This window comes from Sphingobacterium sp. Ag1, from assembly GCF_000988325.1.
In the GTDB taxonomy this organism is placed as follows: domain Bacteria; phylum Bacteroidota; class Bacteroidia; order Sphingobacteriales; family Sphingobacteriaceae; genus Sphingobacterium.
In genome coordinates this window covers 221,138-236,701 of sequence record NZ_LBGU01000044.1, presented here as the reverse complement: position 1 = coordinate 236,701, position 15,564 = coordinate 221,138, and the positions used below count along the sequence as shown (strand labels likewise).

Sequence of the window (15,564 nt, the reverse complement as noted above, 5' to 3'; positions counted from 1 at the left end):
ATTGCGAAAAATAACGATGAAGGTAATCTTAAAGACTATGTTTCTGCCCTGCATGGTATTGTTTTTCAGCTGCCAGCAAAAGAATGAAGCTAAAAAATCAGCTGCCGCATTCAGCAGCACCGCCAGCATAGACTCCATAAAGAAACAAAAAGAGCTAAGATCCATATCCGATGATAACCTTTCGCTCTTTAAGCAGCTGTATCCTATTGCTATTCTTCGACCGGAAAGCAACGATAGTTTTAAAAAGTATGGCATCGAATTCTCAGGAATATGTTATGCATGTGATCTTGCAGAAATCAAAATGAATAAAAAACAACTGCTTTTGGTCAATGTCTGTGATTCCAATGAAATCTATCAAATCAAAGATTTCACCTATAATTTTCGTGACAGCGGCCTCACGATTAAGACTAAAAATAATGAGTTTTACTTCAAGAAAATAGAGAAAGAGCCCATTTTCGAATTAAAAATTAAGGGGGATTCTCTTTTGTTAAAAAATAAACGTATCGCAAAATACTATACACAGAAAGCTTTAGTCGATCAGTTCGAAGTCCATGATTGTGGTGATTTTCAGGGTTAGCCCAAACGCGACTCAGCTCGAATTAGTGCATTAAGATAGCGCTGCACCGGACATTAACGTAAGATCTTAAAAAAGACCAGACAGCAATGAAAGCAGGCAGGAGCCAATATCATGGTTGCCTGCTCCGTTGGTTAGACCTATACTTCAAAATAAAACCCCGATTCAGTAAGTTCTTTATATTTTACCCTGTCAAAACTATAGATCTTTGCAGCCCTGGCACGCCGGTCTTTTTGCTTATCGCTGTGGTCGATCAATAAACCCATGCTGAGGATTTTTTTACGAAAGTTTCCCCGATCAATTGACCGCTGCAGAACAGTTTCATACAAATTGTGTAAATCGGGCAAGGTAAACTGTTCGGGCAAGAGCTCAAAACCGATCGGTTGATAACGAATTTTACCCCTGAGCCGTTGTATAGCGGTATTCAAGATCTGTTTATGGTCAAAAGCGAGATCCATCTTTTCGTCAATACCAAACCATTGCACCGCATCGATATCAACCCCTGCTTCCAACGTATAAGCATCGGGCCTGACAAGTGCATAGTAAGCAATACTAATGACTCTTCCGCGCGGATCACGAGCTAAGTCTGAAAATGTATAAAGCTGTTCGAGGAAAATATCTTTGAGACCGGCCTCCTCCTGCAGTTTACGAAGCGCACAGTCGTCGGCGTTTTCATCTTCCTGAATAAAACCGCCAGGAAATGCCCATTTTCCCACAAAAGGCTCTATTGCCCGTTTGGTCAATAATACCTTAAGCTGGTTTTTATCAAAGCCGAAGATTACACAGTCAACCGTAACAGCAGGTCTTGGGTAATCATATGTGTATTTTTTTTCGGAGGCTGTCATCTGCTACAAAGTTACTTCGGTTGACAATTTGATCTGGATTCCATACTTCTCCTTTAAAGCCTCAAACTGCTGTAAAGTCTGCGCTTCAAATCCAGCAATGGGCGACATACAGTCGATCAATAAGGTGATTCGTGACGTAATCGCTCGGTCTTGTTCAAAATATTCCAAAATCTGCACGGCCGATGCTAAAACACAATGACTGGAAGCTTGACCGGCGATGTATATCGCATCGTAATCGCGAATTGCATCGAGCACAGCATGATTTACGAATTTATTATCGTCATATTCCGCTTTGATAATACCGTACATTTCCGTATTTGGATCTTGCCCCTTATAAACCAATATCGGTTTGACCTGACGCGCTGCACTGTGAAAATAAAGCATATTGGTGAATTGACTCTCCAGCTGCGCCCCCGAAGTCCCTTCCAGACAATGGTATGGCCAGATACACAATTGTTTTTTTCCCTCAGCTTCCAAATGCTGGAGATAATCCAGCGCTAAGGCTGTATGGCCATTCACAGCACGCCAGATACCGTCGCGGACATCAGCATAGCGAATAATGGTAAATGGCTCCGGATGATTTCCCGCACTGTCAAGCCACCAAGCGGGATGGAAAATCTGCCTTATCGAGTGACAATCGAGACTACACATGACTTGCGTTAAGGCCTCAATATTACGATACATCCACTGCGTCAGACGTTGTACATCGGCCTTTGAGCCATTGACCGCAAGGCTACCGATGGATTCCATAAAATCATTTTGGACGTCGATCGCCAAGAGCAAGGTGCGTCTTTTGTCCGAGGCTGCTGGAGGGATAACTTCGTCCTTGGCCAAGGTCAATATGTCCGCTACATTATCCTTTTTGCCGCTGGCAATCTGTTGGACATCTACAATCTGATCAAATTGTGTTTTTATGTTATTCAGTTTCATAACATCTATATTTATTTCAACGCAGCCTTCATTTCGCAGAACGATGAAGCCATTAAAGCCTTCTTCCAGTGAAAATCATCTTCATTATAGTACTTTTTTGTCCCTTGTTGCCTGTTATGAAGTGCCTGCGTCGACTTCTCGAACCATTTAAAATTAACCTTTGAATGTAGGCACCGCTGCAAACTTGTGGGCAGATTGTTGTATACGTTTACGAATAATTTCGTCTATAACCGGATCGCCCGATGTACCTTTTAAAATAAACCCATCGATTTGCGCATAGGTCATACCCAATTCCTCTTCATCGGTCTGCCCCTCCCAAAGACCAGCAGATGGACTTTTATACTGAATAGATTCGGGCACCCCCAAATATTTGGCTAAGGTATATACTTCCTGTTTGGTAACCATTGCCAGCGGGTTCAGATCATAGGCACCATCGCCCCATTTCGTAAAATAACCTACAGTAGCTTCAGCCATATTCCCCGTACCAATAACAAATCTACTACCCAATTGTGCAAATTGATACAAATACGTCATACGAACACGTGGACGAATATTGGCAAGGCTCAAAGCGCGGTTAGCGGCGGTAGCTTCTGCGACAAACTGCTCTTGATGAATGGCCAACGCATCCACCGCGGGTTGAATGTCAAATACATGAAATGGAAAATCAAATTTCTGAATAAGCTCCATGGCATGTTGATGGCTTTTACTTTTGTTCATATCACTGCCATACGGCATCAACACCAAGTGGACATCCACCTGTGCCAGCCGGCATAGGCAAGCGACAACACTGCAGTCTATCCCACCACTCATACCCAATACAAGTCCTTTTCGGTCGGCCGATTTCACCTGTTTGGCAATCCAGGATGCCATCAATTGTGCATACTGTGCAACGTTTTCATCCTGGATGAAAAACGGTTTGTTTACGCTATTTTCCATATACTCGAATTGTTTCAGTTCTTAATCTATTCCTTATTTCTTCAAAACGCGTTGTGCGTACAAATTCGCCATTCAGATAACATGTTTCCAGCAGATTTCGTTCACCCAGATCGGCGACCGTTTGCGGTGTAAGATCGTCTATCAAACGAAAATCGTCATTTTCAAAGACTACTGCGACCATCCCCTTTTGCGATTTTTTAAAGTTGCCAGTATCTGTAGCGGGACGTTTCTGTATCGCTTTAAACTCACCATTGACAATCTCGGCCGTTCCTTTTAACGCAAAGCCAAAGGTATCCCGTGTCACATACTGATAGGTATACGAACCTATGCCCAATATGGTATTCGTCGAGGCAAACCCCTTATCCAGCAAACCTTGACAGATCTTATCCGCTCGATCGACTGTAATGGAATCACCGTACACTACGCCAATATGGGAATCCAGCTCCTTAAAGCCTTTGCTGTTGGTCGTACCACCAAAAAGTTCAAACAAACGTTCGACGATACCTTTCTGCACAGTACTGCGATCAGATGCAGCATCGCCACAGATAATCTTCACAGGATCGCCACTATCGGGACGAATAACAACCTTCCCCTCCCTAGCCATAATAAGATCTTTCAATTGCGGCAATACATTGTCAACTACATTCCAGAGGTCGTAGGTATCCGATACGATGGAGATATTTCCACTTGGATACACTGTTGTGATTAAATGTCGAAATGCTTCTACCTCGTCCTCTCCGTACGAACACATTACACTGTGCTCCGTCGATGGGGTGTACATCATTACATCACTTTTTGCATGATAGTAGGATTTCAGATACTCCCGAACAGACAATGTAGCAGAGACACCGAAGCTCAACAGATGTCCCCCAGCCGTACGATAAGCCGTTTCAGGAGACCCCATACCACGCATGGAAAAATCTCCGGCCTGCGTAAAGACTTTATTGACGTCGCCCGTCTTCTCGGCAAACCCCGTCAATAACCTTTTATAGCGATCTGCGATTGTCGCTGCAGTCATCGGTGACCAGATAAAAGCCGATAATTGAGTTTCCAGATAACCCGGAAGCCAGAAAAAATCGGGATGTGTATTTTCAATCGTAAACATTGGTACGCCGACAGGAACCAAGCTTCCTTCCTGCAACGCATTTACCTTGATTGGAAGATACCCCAGCCGATGTAAGTCGCGAATATGTTTCGAATCATGCGTCGCCGCAAACTTCGCGTTTGTATTTTCAAAAACAGTTGCAATTGCCTCTTCGTAAGCCGCCACGACCTCTTCTTCCGGTTGAGCAAAAAAGTTTGCATCAAATGAATTGGTGATTTCGGCCAAGGCTCCCTGTAATCCAAAAAATACAACATGACTAATACCTTCTATGCGAGACATGCGTGGCGTCCAAGTCTCATAAACCCATTCCGTATGTGCTGGATATTGATCCTTATGACACAATTTATAACCATCTGTCCAAAGTATTGGATTCTTGCTCATTGATTTAAACATAACTTTCAGTCGTTAAGTTGATGTAATTTATTTTTGGGTGCTCGGTATCCATCATGGAATTGGTGGTAAAGACGCTGGTTATCGGTGAATCATCATCCAGCAGGGTCCCTTTAAAAATTCGGGCTTCACAATGTGTGACCAAAAGATAAACTGCACTGGCTCCCATTTCTTTCAATATTTTCCCGGCCCAAAGAAATGTGCCACCTGCAGAACAGAGGTCATCGACAATAATACATTTTGCGCCGAGCGGAATATTTCCAGCCTTAAGTTCCATCCCTTCGATCCGGCCTGTTTGTGGATTCCGCTTTTTCTCAAAAACACAGCTATTTTCATAGCCGCTGTTGATGTAACGTGCCGCCGCTCCTTTATCTGGGAAAACAATCCGATCATTGTCCGAAAAATCAAGCTTTTCCATCAACTGTGGCAACCAGTCCAATGCCGGATAAACCCCAACACTGTTCACTAAAAGTTCCAGGGTAACGTGGGAATGCGGTTCGACCACAAACACCTGATCAAATTGCAAACTATTGATAAACTCCGCCACATAGTTCAATGTGAATAAATCACCTTCTATTTTGCGATCCATACGGCTATAGGGCATATAACGGATCAATAACCGACAAGTTTCAGCTTCGGTTTCATCCAACCGCTTCTTGACAAAAAGCAAGCGGATTAAGTCTCCATCTTCTTGATAGGTAAATTCGACAAGGTTGTCTTTTAAGATCAACTGATCAAAATCTTTCACTTTTGTTTCCCCATTTGGAAATTGCTCTGTGACTACCTGTTGCTTATTTAATACGATCATAGCTTTTAATTTCACGTTGTACTATTGAGTATTTTTTACTCAACAAATATGAAGATTAAATTTAAACGTGCAAAATATATTGAGTACTTTTTACTCATAAAATCAAAAAAAACACCATAAAATACTAACAATCAATAGAATAATTTAAATAAGATTAGTTTACTTAAAATTCATACTCCATTTCTAACTATTGGTCCTAAATCTGATTTCTGATTAACCGATGTTAAACCGACACATACGTATACCAAGTCGTATCTCATAACAATTTTTAAACACTATTTAGACAGTGATCAGTCATTAATTATACAGTCCGCATTGAGTCATCACTGAACAAGCACTGAACGATCACTGAACAAGCACTGAACAAACAATGTTAAAAAGTAGAATTTGATAGCTCGCTCATCCCCGTTTGGCTACACGGCATTCCGCTCTCCGTTTGATTGACGGGCAGAAAGAAAAATACGTGCGACAAGACAGAAAAATGCGATGGAAATATGGACGCCACACGCCCTATAGGAGATGTTCAGGTGATAAAAAACTGCTGCGGGACAGTTTTAATAAAAATTAGCTGATTATAGGGATTGAAATTTTGCGATAAAACAAGATCTTTGTCTATACCAAAGTCGCGAAATTCTTTGTCAGCAAATTTGTGAGCCGGCGAGGGACTTTAGATTACTTTAAGCATAAAGCATGGAAATAGCCAATCTTATCAAACAGGATATTGAGTCAATCTTACAGATTGAATCTCAAGACATCAAACAGTTGGTCGAGGACTATCGTGAAGACTTAATGGATTCGGAAACCTATGACGCCATTGATGCGTATAATATGCTCTATTCGAATATTTATGAAATGTCCGAGGAAGAATACCTCGATGCTTTTCGCACGTTGGGAGAAGCCTATCCAAACTTTGGCAAGGCCGATGAAAATGACATCCAAAAATCAATAGCTGAATTGGAACGATTAAAACATGCATTTAATGAACTTCAACTCCATACAACAGAAGGAAAACAGCTTCTCGCATTACAATTAGCCGTTTTGGAACTAGATATTCAGGTCTATCGAAAACTTACCTTGTCGCCGACTACAATGGAGATACAAGCTGAGATCAATTTATTGGAAACCGAATCGTTTGGGTTAACCAATCAGATCAATCAGTTTTTAGAATTATACCAGGATTAGTCATGTTATCATTTTATCCGATGGATCGCTTAGGGGTAAAATCAGGTCTTTGCCTTCTTTACCTATTAGCCGGTCTTGCAACATCGTTGTTTGCCTACCAAAACAAGATCGTTTTTCAGGCACAGCAGCAGACAGGAAACAGACTACCCTCTTACATCACGGACCAAGGGACGCTTTGTTATAATTTGCCTGTAGACAGAATGGGCATATACGCCATACAGGTCGATCTCAACAGGCTTTTTCCCACCGCAACGGCGGAGCATCTTCGTTCAAAACATTATGAACTTTCAGACAGCACAATAACAATAATCAACTATGCCGAACCGGCTATCTCTATCAGCTATAAGATTATTGACAACACCTTTGTAATAGCCAAATCCTCCAATCTGCTCGGGGACTATCGACCCGAATTTCAATTCATCGCTTTGGACAGCCTCAGACACATGGAGAACTTATTCGACACGAACGATTTGAGCGGCCTCATGCAACTGGAGATAGCCAAGCTCCCTTTTGAAAATATACTTTTATTTTTTAGTCAGCTGCATGGATTTTCCACAGTAGAGGAATTTAGCAGCAATGCCATTCATCGGATTTTAGAAAAGGGACAGTACGCTATCGCCAAACAGTTTTACCATTTATTTCTAGCTAAAAACAGACAATTCAATGATTTCGAAATCCTGAAGATGGCAATAGAAAAAAACGACATGGATTTTATACGTAAAACTTTTTTAAATAGCCTGAACCGACTGGGTATTGATGAAATTAAAGCTGATTATAGCTTTACACAATGCACATTACTTGGAAAAGCTATCTTAATAAAAAACAAAATAATCGTAGATTATCTTTTGCAGAACGGTGCAAACACGGAGAACGTATATCAAGATGAATCCGACGTATTATCTGCTTTTCAACTCGCCGAAAGGATCAAGTCAAAGAAAATCATGAAACTATTTCAGTAAATCATCAATAAAACAATGAAAAAGACACTTATATACCTGCTATCGCTGATTAGCTTGATGTTAGTCACACTGATCTTTGCTGAGCCAATACATGCTCAACCAAAAAAAGTGGCCCCAAAACACGCAAAAGATAATGCGAAATTGCCCCCACTCAAAGATGGTGATATGATCTTTCAGTCTTCCATTTCACCGCAATGTAAAGCGATCCAATTAGCAACGCGTTCTCCGTATTCCCATTGTGGGATTATTTTTTATGAGAACGGTAAACCTTATGTACTGGAAGCCGTACAGCCCGTAACTGTAACTAAGTTAGAACACTGGATTGCGCGAGGGGAAAAGCAGCATTACGCGGTCAAGCGCCTCAAAAACGCAGATCAGGTACTGACCAATTCGACGCTGGCCAAAATGAAATCAATCGGAAAAAATTTTCTCGGAAAAAATTACGATGCTACATTCGAATGGTCGGACGATAAAATATATTGTTCGGAATTGATCTGGAAAATATACCAACGTGGAGCAGGCATCGAAGTTGGGAAGCTGGAAAAGCTGAAAGATTTTGACTTAAACAGCCCTGAAGTAAAAGCTAAATTGAAAGAGCGTTACGGTAACAGCGTCCCGCTGAATGAAACGGTCATATCACCGGCCTCAATTTTTAATAGTCCGTTGTTGATCACGGTTGTGAATACGTATTAAGCATACCTACACAGTTTTTTATTTTTGAAGCAGAACCGTCTTGCCGCCGTTTAATTTACTTTCTTCGGCGGCGTCTATAAATGCGCATATTGCCAAGGTTTCCTTTTCGTCAACCGGACTTACACCCGTTTCGAAAAATGGAAGGATCTTATCCAACAAGGGGCCGTATCCCATAAATTGCCCCAAATGGACAATCTGATCTTTCAAAAAAACTGTTCCACCAAAATCATCCTTCCCTTCACGAATGCCCCGAAGTGAGGCAATTCTTCCATCCGCCCAGTTCCCAACATAAAACGAGGTACCCTGTTCCTGAACAGTCTTTACGGAAAGACACCCCGGTCCCATCAACGCAAATAACATTTCAACGCCATGAATGCCATACCAATACAGATCCTTATGTGAAGGTTCCGTTACTGCCGGACAATAGACATCTGCTCCGATTACCTTAGTCCTATCTAATTCCTGAAGACCGCTAATATAACGCAAGGAGCTTGACGAAAAAATAGGGCAACCATACTTTCTTGCAGCTTCAAAAATTTTGAAAGCGTCCGCATAGGAATTCGCTATTGGTTTGTCAATAAATAAAGGTTTCTTTGCTTTAATCACTTGAAGTGCCTGTTCCAAATGAAGATTTCCATCATTTGTCTCCAAAAGTACATAATCTACTTTCTTCAATAGTTCGGCAATACTTGATACGATCGAAACCCCGAGCTGTTGCACTTCCGCTGTAATTTTCGGAATACGCTCGATACTTAAAGGGATTGTTTTGCTTCCATAGGGGTAAGCCGCAATAACCCTGAATTTTCCATAGGGATGATTGCTGGCAGCCGTATTAACCGCTCTTGTAAAAGCAATAGCGTGCGTAATATCCAGTCCAATGATCCCTATTTTTTTTACGTTCTCTTGCTTCGAGAACAGCTTGTTATTCGCATGAAGGGCATAGGATAGTCCAAATGCAAAAGAGGACATCAAGAATTTCTTTCTATTCATTTGATTCATTCAAAAGAGAAATAGCTGCATTGACCAAAACAGCCATGGATGTTTCGAGAGCCTTTTCATCCAGATTGAACTGTGGATTATGAAGGCCATATTGCGTGGTGGAATCGTCGTTATTTGTCCCAATCAACATGAACAACGCCGGATAACGATAAGAATAATAGGCAAAATCCTCGGCTGCCATCCAGATTTCGAGATCTTGTGGCACACTATTCCCCATCGTTTCCGCAATAATTGTTTTGACTTTTTGCGTTAATGCGGGATCGTTATAAAGTGCGGGGTAACCATGCCGTACTTCAACTTCCACCTTTGCACCCAGCGATACGGGAAGCGTTGCCGCTATTTCAGCAACCATTTCCAGCGCCTCCTTGCGCCATACCTCATCCATGGTACGAAATGTTCCGGCTAATTTAACTTCCTCGGGAATAACATTGGCAGCACCATCCCCAATGAAACGACCAAAAGTCAATACCGACGGTACATCAGGGTTGGCTTTCCGGCTGACAACTTGCTGTAAGGTGGTGAGTAACTGCGCGCCGATCATAATGGGATCAACAGCCCGATGCGGCTCCGCAGCATGGCCACCACGTCCCTTAATGGTGAAATAGAACTCGTCGCTCGAGGCCATAAATCGCCCAGAACGTAAACCGACTTTTCCTACAGAAACACGGGGACTTACATGTAAACCCAGCACGGCTTTAATCGTTCCATCAAAAGATTCCAGAATCCCGGATTCCAAAACCTGAATCGCTCCGCCCGGAATCTTTTCCTCGGCAGGCTGAAATAACAGTATAATTTTACCAGAAAACTCCGTTTTATAATCATTTAATAGGGACGCCGCCCCCAAGAGATTAGCCGTATGAAAATCATGGCCACAAGCATGCATGACACCGCTATTCCTCGATTTATAGTCCACATCATTTTGCTCATGTATCGGCAAAGCATCAATATCAGCCCGTAATACCACAATATCATCGCTCGCCGATTTTTGTCCGGTCAGTACAGCCACAACACCTGTCTGAGCGACAAGCTCGAATGGTATACCCAGTTCGCGAAGTTGTTGCTGAATATAGGCACTTGTCTCGTATTCTTGAAAAGACAATTCAGGATGCTGATGGATATGTCGGCGCATTGCAACGATTTTTGGAAAAACAGTCGCTATCTTGGCATTTAATTCTTTCAATATTAGGTCGATCATGTGGATAAGTTTTAAGAGTATAACAGGTCAGCAAGTTAAGCTAAAAATAACGTACATAAAAATAGAGCACCAACACCGTTATAATAATCCACCATAAGGTCGGATTTCGAAAACCACGGTAAGCGGCTTTATCCTGATCCGGTACCTGAAAAGAATCGCCCGCCAACACCAGATTTTTTAATCTTGCTTCGGAGACCGCTGGTGTCAACAAACTGACCACTGCACAAGCAAGCATACAAGTCCAGAATACAATGCCTGTTCTATTAAAAAACGGCATTTCAGGTAAGGTGTATTCCAAAAGTAAAGAAAGGGGAATTGTCAGTAAACCTGCTGTTAAAGCACCCTGCGATGTGGTTCTTTTCCAAAATACCCCCATTAAAAACATGGTTGCAATGCCTGGCGTGAAAAGACCATACAGATTCATCAAATAAAGGAAAACCGGCTTATCCGAATAACTGATCAGTACAACCGCACTCATGATCCCGAGTACGATAATAGCAACTCCGGCGCGCTTACCAAAACGGACCGCTTCGTAGTCGCTTGCATTTTTATTAATATACTGGCTATAGATATCCACGGTCAGAATTGTTGTACAGGAGTTGATCGCTCCTGAAATGTGGGACATGATCGCCGAAATTAATCCGGCCATCACCAACCCTACCAGACCTTTGGGCAATAAGGTTTCCACGAGTGTTGCAAACAGCAAATCGGGCTGATCGAGATGCGGCAGGAATTTTGGAGCCACCAATGCCGGAATGGTAATAATCAATGGAACCAAAAATTTAAGATAGTCACCAAAGATAACCCCCATACGCCCATGCCATTCATTTTTTGCCGCTAATACGCGCTGCACAATAAACTGGTTTGTCGCACAATAAAACACACTGATACACAACAATCCGCCTAAGTACATGGTCCAGGGAAAATCAGGATCAGAAGCAGGATAAAACATTTTCCAATCTTTGGATGAGTCTATGACCGACTGAAATCCCCCTGCAGCATCAATGGTGGCAAAAGTTAGTACAATTCCCCCCAACACCAAAATGACAAGCTGCACCATCTCTGTCCATATCACCGCTTTTAGCCCACCTAATACGGTATATAAACCGGTCAGAATTGCCATTCCAAAAATGCTGTATAAAATAGGAATGCCGAATAAAGCGTGCAGCGACAGACCGCCCAAATAAAGAACTGCCCCAATCTCCACAAACACATAAGTAAACAAGATCAAAATAGCGTACAACACGCGGGTTGCGTTGCCGTATCTTTTTTCGAGGTATTCAGGTATCGTATAGAAGCCGTTGCGGATATAAAAAGGGAGAAATATCCACAATAATGCATTAAAACCGATTAGAATCGCGCCCCACTCCAGGGTAATGGCTACAAAACCACGACTATAAGCGGCGCCCATAGCGCCAACGAGATGATGACTGCTGATATTTGCTGCGATGATACTACCCCCGATCATCCACCAGGGCAGCTTATCGCCTGCAAGAAAATAGTCCCGCTTCGAAGCGGAGTTTTTTTTCGAAGCATATAAGCCCAATACCACTATACCAATAATATATACGGCAAAAATAATGACATCAATCCAATCGAGTTTCATCGGTCAATAATGTTTGAATTCCTAATTTAGTTTGTTCAATAAGTATTTCAAGACCGCCGCTGGCATAGGGGCTTTGCCACACGGCATAAATATCCTTATCATAAAGCTCTTTCGGTGCAAGGTACCCCACATACCCATTCGCAATATTGATAAAAACGATTGTATGATCTGGAAATTCAGCTCTTACTTCCATTTGATAACAGGAATAAGCTTCGTTGGCCTGCGCCACCAACACAGCATCCCCCATTTTCCATATCCACACCGGAATAATAGCATCCTGTTGATCTCCAATGGATTTACGGGTATTATATTTCCGCCAAAGTCGATCTTTCATAACACGGTCCGTACAGCCTTCGTATTCACTCAAAATTGCTTCGGGACTCGGTAGCTTTTTGTAAGGTACTTTGATCGATAATACCCTTTGCTTAAAATCGGTTGAAGCGCGCTGTTCCCGAAATCCCCAACAGGCCAGTGGCGCCCCCGAGATCAAAGATTCCTTAAAAACCCAATTTTTATGACTACGCTGTTCCTGGGCCAGCGTCGCGAGCACCGCATAGCCCAACTGCCTCCCGTTGGCTTCGACCAGTGCCGGATCTTTTACATACTGTCTCCGTGGAGCCAAATCACCGGATGCACCCTGTAAAAAAAGACAAGGCACGGATAAAGAGCGCTCTACTGTATTCCGCATTTCGCCAACAAAATCGGGCGAGAGCAAATCATTCTCGTGGGCAAAGCTGGTTGGGTGGCAGGCATAATTACAAATAACTGCTTTTAAGCTTTCAGTTTCATCATACAACCGCCCGACCAACAAGGTTGTATCCGCTTCTTTCAATGGATTGTAACCAATCAGATAATGATCATCGACTTTCAGATCGCGGTTGCTGGCCAAATCGCATACACCATAATTCCAGGTTAGGCTGCCGTTAAACAGCCCACTTAGTGCCATTTCGATGCAATATATCGCCTGTTGTTTGAGGAATTCAAGGTAGGGCGAAATCAGTTCACCTCCAGGTTGTGCTGCATCTGTCGAACAGATGCTTGGCCCGGCATGGGTATGCGACAGCGCAAAAATCAGCTGCGATTCAGCCAGATTAAAATGACTGAGCAGTGCTAATCGCAAATTCTGTTCATCAGCAGCATTTTTCCACCAGCCCAAATCGGCGGTTAGCAGAATTGCGGGCAAACCATCGCAGGATTGCATAGCTAAACAATGCATCATCAGAGGTTGGTGAACAGCGGTTGCCTGGTCAAATGCAGCTGCCCCCCAATTACGGGAATAGATGCCGACCGGTGGAGTAATATCACACTCACCAAGTCCAAATCGTGCGCACAAGCTACCGGTCGTTTCTTTCAAGAGGTCTTTCTGTTTCATACACTAGGGTCTAATCAAGGACAGTCCACCATCCATCACAATTGCGGTACCAGTCATATGTTTACAATTGTCCGAACAGATCCAAAGTACCTGTTTTGCAACCTCTTCAGCTTCTATAATCTGACCAAGTGGCACCACAGCCTTTGCTTTCATTTGAAGTTCGGCATTTGATGACCAAACCACTTTGCTCAAGCCCGCATTGACATAGCCAGGTGCAATCTCGTTGACACGAATTCCGTAGGCAGCATATTCAAGAGCCATGGCCTGGCAAAGCATACGCAGGCCAGCCTTAGAGACACTATATGCCGGTAAATTTTGATGTACGGCATGTGCAGCCCAGCTACCCATAAAAACGATCGAACCTGCAAGCTCAGTCTCCACAAATGACTTCGCACAGGCATTCGCCAAGAAGAATGAACCGTCGAGATTAATGGCCATTTCATTCTTCCATTCCGCATTGCTTATCGTGCTGAAATCTTTAATCGTGACACATGCGGCATTCGCGATACAGATGGAAATTGCCCCCAGCTCCTGTCTTATCCGTGTCACCCAGGCGTCCACCTGCCCGGCATCCGCTACATCGACCTGATCATAAAATAGACGCGCTCCAGCGTCATCCAACAAGGGCCATCGCTCGCTAGCCACCTGTGGTTCAAACCGATCCGAGATACATACAATGGCCTGCTGGGTCAAAAATGCTTCAGCCATAGCCCTTCCGATATCGCCAAGTCCCCCACTGATCAAGACGACCTTATTCTTATATTCCTCCATTATCGCTATTTTTAGACTACCAATCCCCTACACTACCGTCTTTATAGAAGGTTCGCTGCAATATTTCCTGTTGAAAAGGGTGTTTCTTTACCTCTTCTTCATTGATTTCAATGCCCAAACCGGCGCGCTTATTCGGAAGGACAATCCGCCCTTTCTCTTGAACCGTAAACCCTTCGGTAACGACGTCCTGACGCCATTCGACGTCCTTATGCACACTTTCACAAATAATATAGGATGGTGTTGCAAATCCCAGCTCAATGGAAGCAGCTGTACTTACGGGGCCCTGTGGATTATGTGGTGCCATAGATACACGATAAGCATCGGCCAAAGCTCCAATTTTACGCGCTTCAGTCAGACCGCCACAATGTGTAATATCAGGCTGTATAACACTTACGGCGCGCTTTTCGAGCATATCCCGAAAGGCATGCACTCCGATCAAACGTTCGCCTGAAGCAATAGGTGTCGTCACCGCCCGTTGAATCAAAGCAATATCTTCCATGGTCTCTGGCCAGCATGGCTCTTCAAAGAAATACAGGCCATAAGGCTCCAATGCTTTCGCAAATTGCATCCCCATACGTGGGCTTGGCCGCGCGTGGCAATCCACCATAATATCAATATCGTCGCCGACAGCATCACGCATGGCCTTCACACAAGCTTCAGCATATTTAATGGGACGAAGACCTTCCAACGACATCGTCTCTGGAACAGCCATCGATTTAAAAGCAGTAAAACCCTCATCAACAGCTTTTAGCGCCAGATCCCCAAATCGCTTGGCATCGTCCGGAGCAGTCTCATAAAAATCCTCCATGCGACCTCCACCTAAATGACAATACAAACGGATATAGTCACGTACACGACCTCCCCACAGCTCATGACAAGGGACATTGTGAATTTTACCTAAGATATCCCATAAGGCGATATCGATACCACTGATGGCCGTACCGCGAACGATACCGTTTCCATGCCAGAAATGTTGTCTATACATCATCTGCCACAGGTATTCAATACGACGCGGATCTTCACCGATCAACAACTGAGAAATATCCTTGATAGCTCCGACCACACTTTGCGTATGCCATTCCAATGTGGCTTCGCCCCATCCCCAAAGCCCGGGCTGGTCGGTCATAATTTTGACAAAAATCCAATTTCGCATGCGCGCATGGCATACAAAGGTTTCAATAGCGGTTATTTTCATAGTT

Annotated in this window: 15 protein-coding genes; 4 read left to right on the top strand and 11 right to left on the bottom strand. The window is 43.4% G+C overall.

Annotation, left to right across the window (positions count from 1 at the left end; all coding sequences use genetic code 11):
- Positions 1 to 16: 16 nt before the first annotated feature.
- A complete protein-coding gene (locus AAW12_RS21775; RefSeq protein ID WP_156167727.1) occupies positions 17 to 577 on the top strand; it encodes a hypothetical protein in 561 nt (186 codons plus the stop codon).
- Between the two features lie 137 nt (positions 578 to 714).
- On the opposite strand, the gene AAW12_RS21770 is transcribed toward AAW12_RS21775, so the two are convergent.
- The 5 genes from AAW12_RS21770 to AAW12_RS21750 form a co-directional block, all read right to left on the bottom strand.
- Complete coding sequence (locus AAW12_RS21770) at positions 715 to 1,419, bottom strand: NUDIX hydrolase (protein WP_046675778.1); 705 nt, start codon at positions 1,417 to 1,419, stop codon at positions 715 to 717.
- A gap of 3 nt (positions 1,420 to 1,422) precedes the next feature.
- Positions 1,423 to 2,349, bottom strand: a complete 927-nt coding sequence (locus tag AAW12_RS21765; protein WP_197084137.1) for a hypothetical protein — start codon at positions 2,347 to 2,349, stop codon at positions 1,423 to 1,425.
- A 153-nt stretch (positions 2,350 to 2,502) separates the two neighbouring features.
- On the bottom strand, positions 2,503 to 3,285 hold the full coding sequence (gene nadE, locus AAW12_RS21760; protein ID WP_046675777.1) for an NAD(+) synthase: 783 nt from the start codon (positions 3,283 to 3,285) through the stop codon (positions 2,503 to 2,505).
- Complete coding sequence (locus AAW12_RS21755; protein WP_197084136.1) at positions 3,275 to 4,771, bottom strand: nicotinate phosphoribosyltransferase; 1,497 nt, start codon at positions 4,769 to 4,771, stop codon at positions 3,275 to 3,277. Before AAW12_RS21755 ends, nadE begins: the two co-directional genes overlap by 11 nt.
- A 4-nt stretch (positions 4,772 to 4,775) precedes the next feature.
- A complete protein-coding gene (locus tag AAW12_RS21750; protein WP_046676364.1) occupies positions 4,776 to 5,588 on the bottom strand; it encodes a ribose-phosphate pyrophosphokinase in 813 nt (270 codons plus the stop codon).
- Positions 5,589 to 6,278: 690 nt separating this feature from the next.
- On the opposite strand from AAW12_RS21750, the gene AAW12_RS21745 reads away from it, so the two are divergent.
- The 3 genes from AAW12_RS21745 to AAW12_RS21735 are packed head-to-tail and all read left to right on the top strand — an operon-like array spanning position 6,279 to position 8,422.
- Complete coding sequence (locus AAW12_RS21745; RefSeq protein WP_046675775.1) at positions 6,279 to 6,770, top strand: hypothetical protein; 492 nt, start codon at positions 6,279 to 6,281, stop codon at positions 6,768 to 6,770.
- A 2-nt stretch (positions 6,771 to 6,772) separates the two neighbouring features.
- Positions 6,773 to 7,729 carry a hypothetical protein gene (locus AAW12_RS21740; RefSeq protein WP_046675774.1) on the top strand — a complete coding sequence of 319 codons (957 nt, stop codon included), beginning with the start codon at positions 6,773 to 6,775 and terminating at the stop codon, positions 7,727 to 7,729.
- A 15-nt stretch (positions 7,730 to 7,744) separates the two neighbouring features.
- A complete protein-coding gene (locus AAW12_RS21735) occupies positions 7,745 to 8,422 on the top strand; it encodes a YiiX family permuted papain-like enzyme (protein ID WP_046675773.1) in 678 nt (225 codons plus the stop codon).
- An 18-nt stretch (positions 8,423 to 8,440) separates the two neighbouring features.
- Here AAW12_RS21735 and AAW12_RS21730 read toward each other — a convergent pair whose 3' ends face one another.
- From AAW12_RS21730 to dgoD, 6 genes are read right to left on the bottom strand one after another with little or no spacing between them, the layout of a single operon-like run.
- Positions 8,441 to 9,412: a Gfo/Idh/MocA family protein gene (locus AAW12_RS21730; protein ID WP_231585331.1), complete on the bottom strand. Its 972-nt coding sequence runs from the start codon at positions 9,410 to 9,412 to the stop codon at positions 8,441 to 8,443.
- Entirely contained in the window at positions 9,405 to 10,616 is a 1,212-nt protein-coding gene (locus tag AAW12_RS21725; protein ID WP_046675771.1) for a M20 family metallopeptidase, read from the bottom strand. Before AAW12_RS21725 ends, AAW12_RS21730 begins: the two co-directional genes overlap by 8 nt.
- A 40-nt stretch (positions 10,617 to 10,656) precedes the next feature.
- Entirely contained in the window at positions 10,657 to 12,222 is a 1,566-nt protein-coding gene (locus tag AAW12_RS21720) for an SLC5 family protein (protein ID WP_046675770.1), read from the bottom strand.
- Positions 12,203 to 13,594 (bottom strand): hypothetical protein, encoded by a 1,392-nt coding sequence (locus tag AAW12_RS21715; RefSeq protein ID WP_046675769.1) that lies wholly within the window; start codon positions 13,592 to 13,594, stop codon positions 12,203 to 12,205. Before AAW12_RS21715 ends, AAW12_RS21720 begins: the two co-directional genes overlap by 20 nt.
- A 3-nt stretch (positions 13,595 to 13,597) precedes the next feature.
- The gene (locus AAW12_RS21710) at positions 13,598 to 14,365 is read right to left on the bottom strand and encodes an SDR family NAD(P)-dependent oxidoreductase (protein ID WP_231585330.1); all 768 of its coding nucleotides are present in this window, start codon (positions 14,363 to 14,365) and stop codon (positions 13,598 to 13,600) included.
- Between the two features lie 16 nt (positions 14,366 to 14,381).
- Positions 14,382 to 15,560, bottom strand: a complete 1,179-nt coding sequence (dgoD, locus tag AAW12_RS21705) for a galactonate dehydratase (protein ID WP_046675767.1) — start codon at positions 15,558 to 15,560, stop codon at positions 14,382 to 14,384.
- Between the last annotated feature and the right edge of the window lie 4 nt (positions 15,561 to 15,564).

What these genes read in the sequence shown, in the direction of transcription:
- AAW12_RS21735 (WP_046675773.1), top strand. Translation starts at nt 7,745, where the DNA reads ATGAAAAAGACACTTATATACCTGCTATCGCTGATTAGCTTGATGTTA.
- AAW12_RS21775 (WP_156167727.1), top strand. Translation starts at nt 17, where the DNA reads ATGAAGGTAATCTTAAAGACTATGTTTCTGCCCTGCATGGTATTGTTT.
- AAW12_RS21720 (WP_046675770.1), bottom strand. Translation starts at nt 12,222, where the DNA reads ATGAAACTCGATTGGATTGATGTCATTATTTTTGCCGTATATATTATT.
- AAW12_RS21740 (WP_046675774.1), top strand. Translation starts at nt 6,773, where the DNA reads ATGTTATCATTTTATCCGATGGATCGCTTAGGGGTAAAATCAGGTCTT.
- dgoD (WP_046675767.1), bottom strand. Translation starts at nt 15,560, where the DNA reads ATGAAAATAACCGCTATTGAAACCTTTGTATGCCATGCGCGCATGCGA.
- AAW12_RS21715 (WP_046675769.1), bottom strand. Translation starts at nt 13,594, where the DNA reads ATGAAACAGAAAGACCTCTTGAAAGAAACGACCGGTAGCTTGTGCGCA.
- AAW12_RS21765 (WP_197084137.1), bottom strand. Translation starts at nt 2,349, where the DNA reads ATGAAACTGAATAACATAAAAACACAATTTGATCAGATTGTAGATGTC.
- AAW12_RS21755 (WP_197084136.1), bottom strand. Translation starts at nt 4,771, where the DNA reads ATGAGCAAGAATCCAATACTTTGGACAGATGGTTATAAATTGTGTCAT.
- AAW12_RS21770 (WP_046675778.1), bottom strand. Translation starts at nt 1,419, where the DNA reads ATGACAGCCTCCGAAAAAAAATACACATATGATTACCCAAGACCTGCT.
- AAW12_RS21750 (WP_046676364.1), bottom strand. Translation starts at nt 5,588, where the DNA reads ATGATCGTATTAAATAAGCAACAGGTAGTCACAGAGCAATTTCCAAAT.
- nadE (WP_046675777.1), bottom strand. Translation starts at nt 3,285, where the DNA reads ATGGAAAATAGCGTAAACAAACCGTTTTTCATCCAGGATGAAAACGTT.
- AAW12_RS21725 (WP_046675771.1), bottom strand. Translation starts at nt 10,616, where the DNA reads ATGATCGACCTAATATTGAAAGAATTAAATGCCAAGATAGCGACTGTT.
- AAW12_RS21730 (WP_231585331.1), bottom strand. Translation starts at nt 9,412, where the DNA reads ATGAATAGAAAGAAATTCTTGATGTCCTCTTTTGCATTTGGACTATCC.
- AAW12_RS21745 (WP_046675775.1), top strand. Translation starts at nt 6,279, where the DNA reads ATGGAAATAGCCAATCTTATCAAACAGGATATTGAGTCAATCTTACAG.
- AAW12_RS21710 (WP_231585330.1), bottom strand. Translation starts at nt 14,365, where the DNA reads ATGGAGGAATATAAGAATAAGGTCGTCTTGATCAGTGGGGGACTTGGC.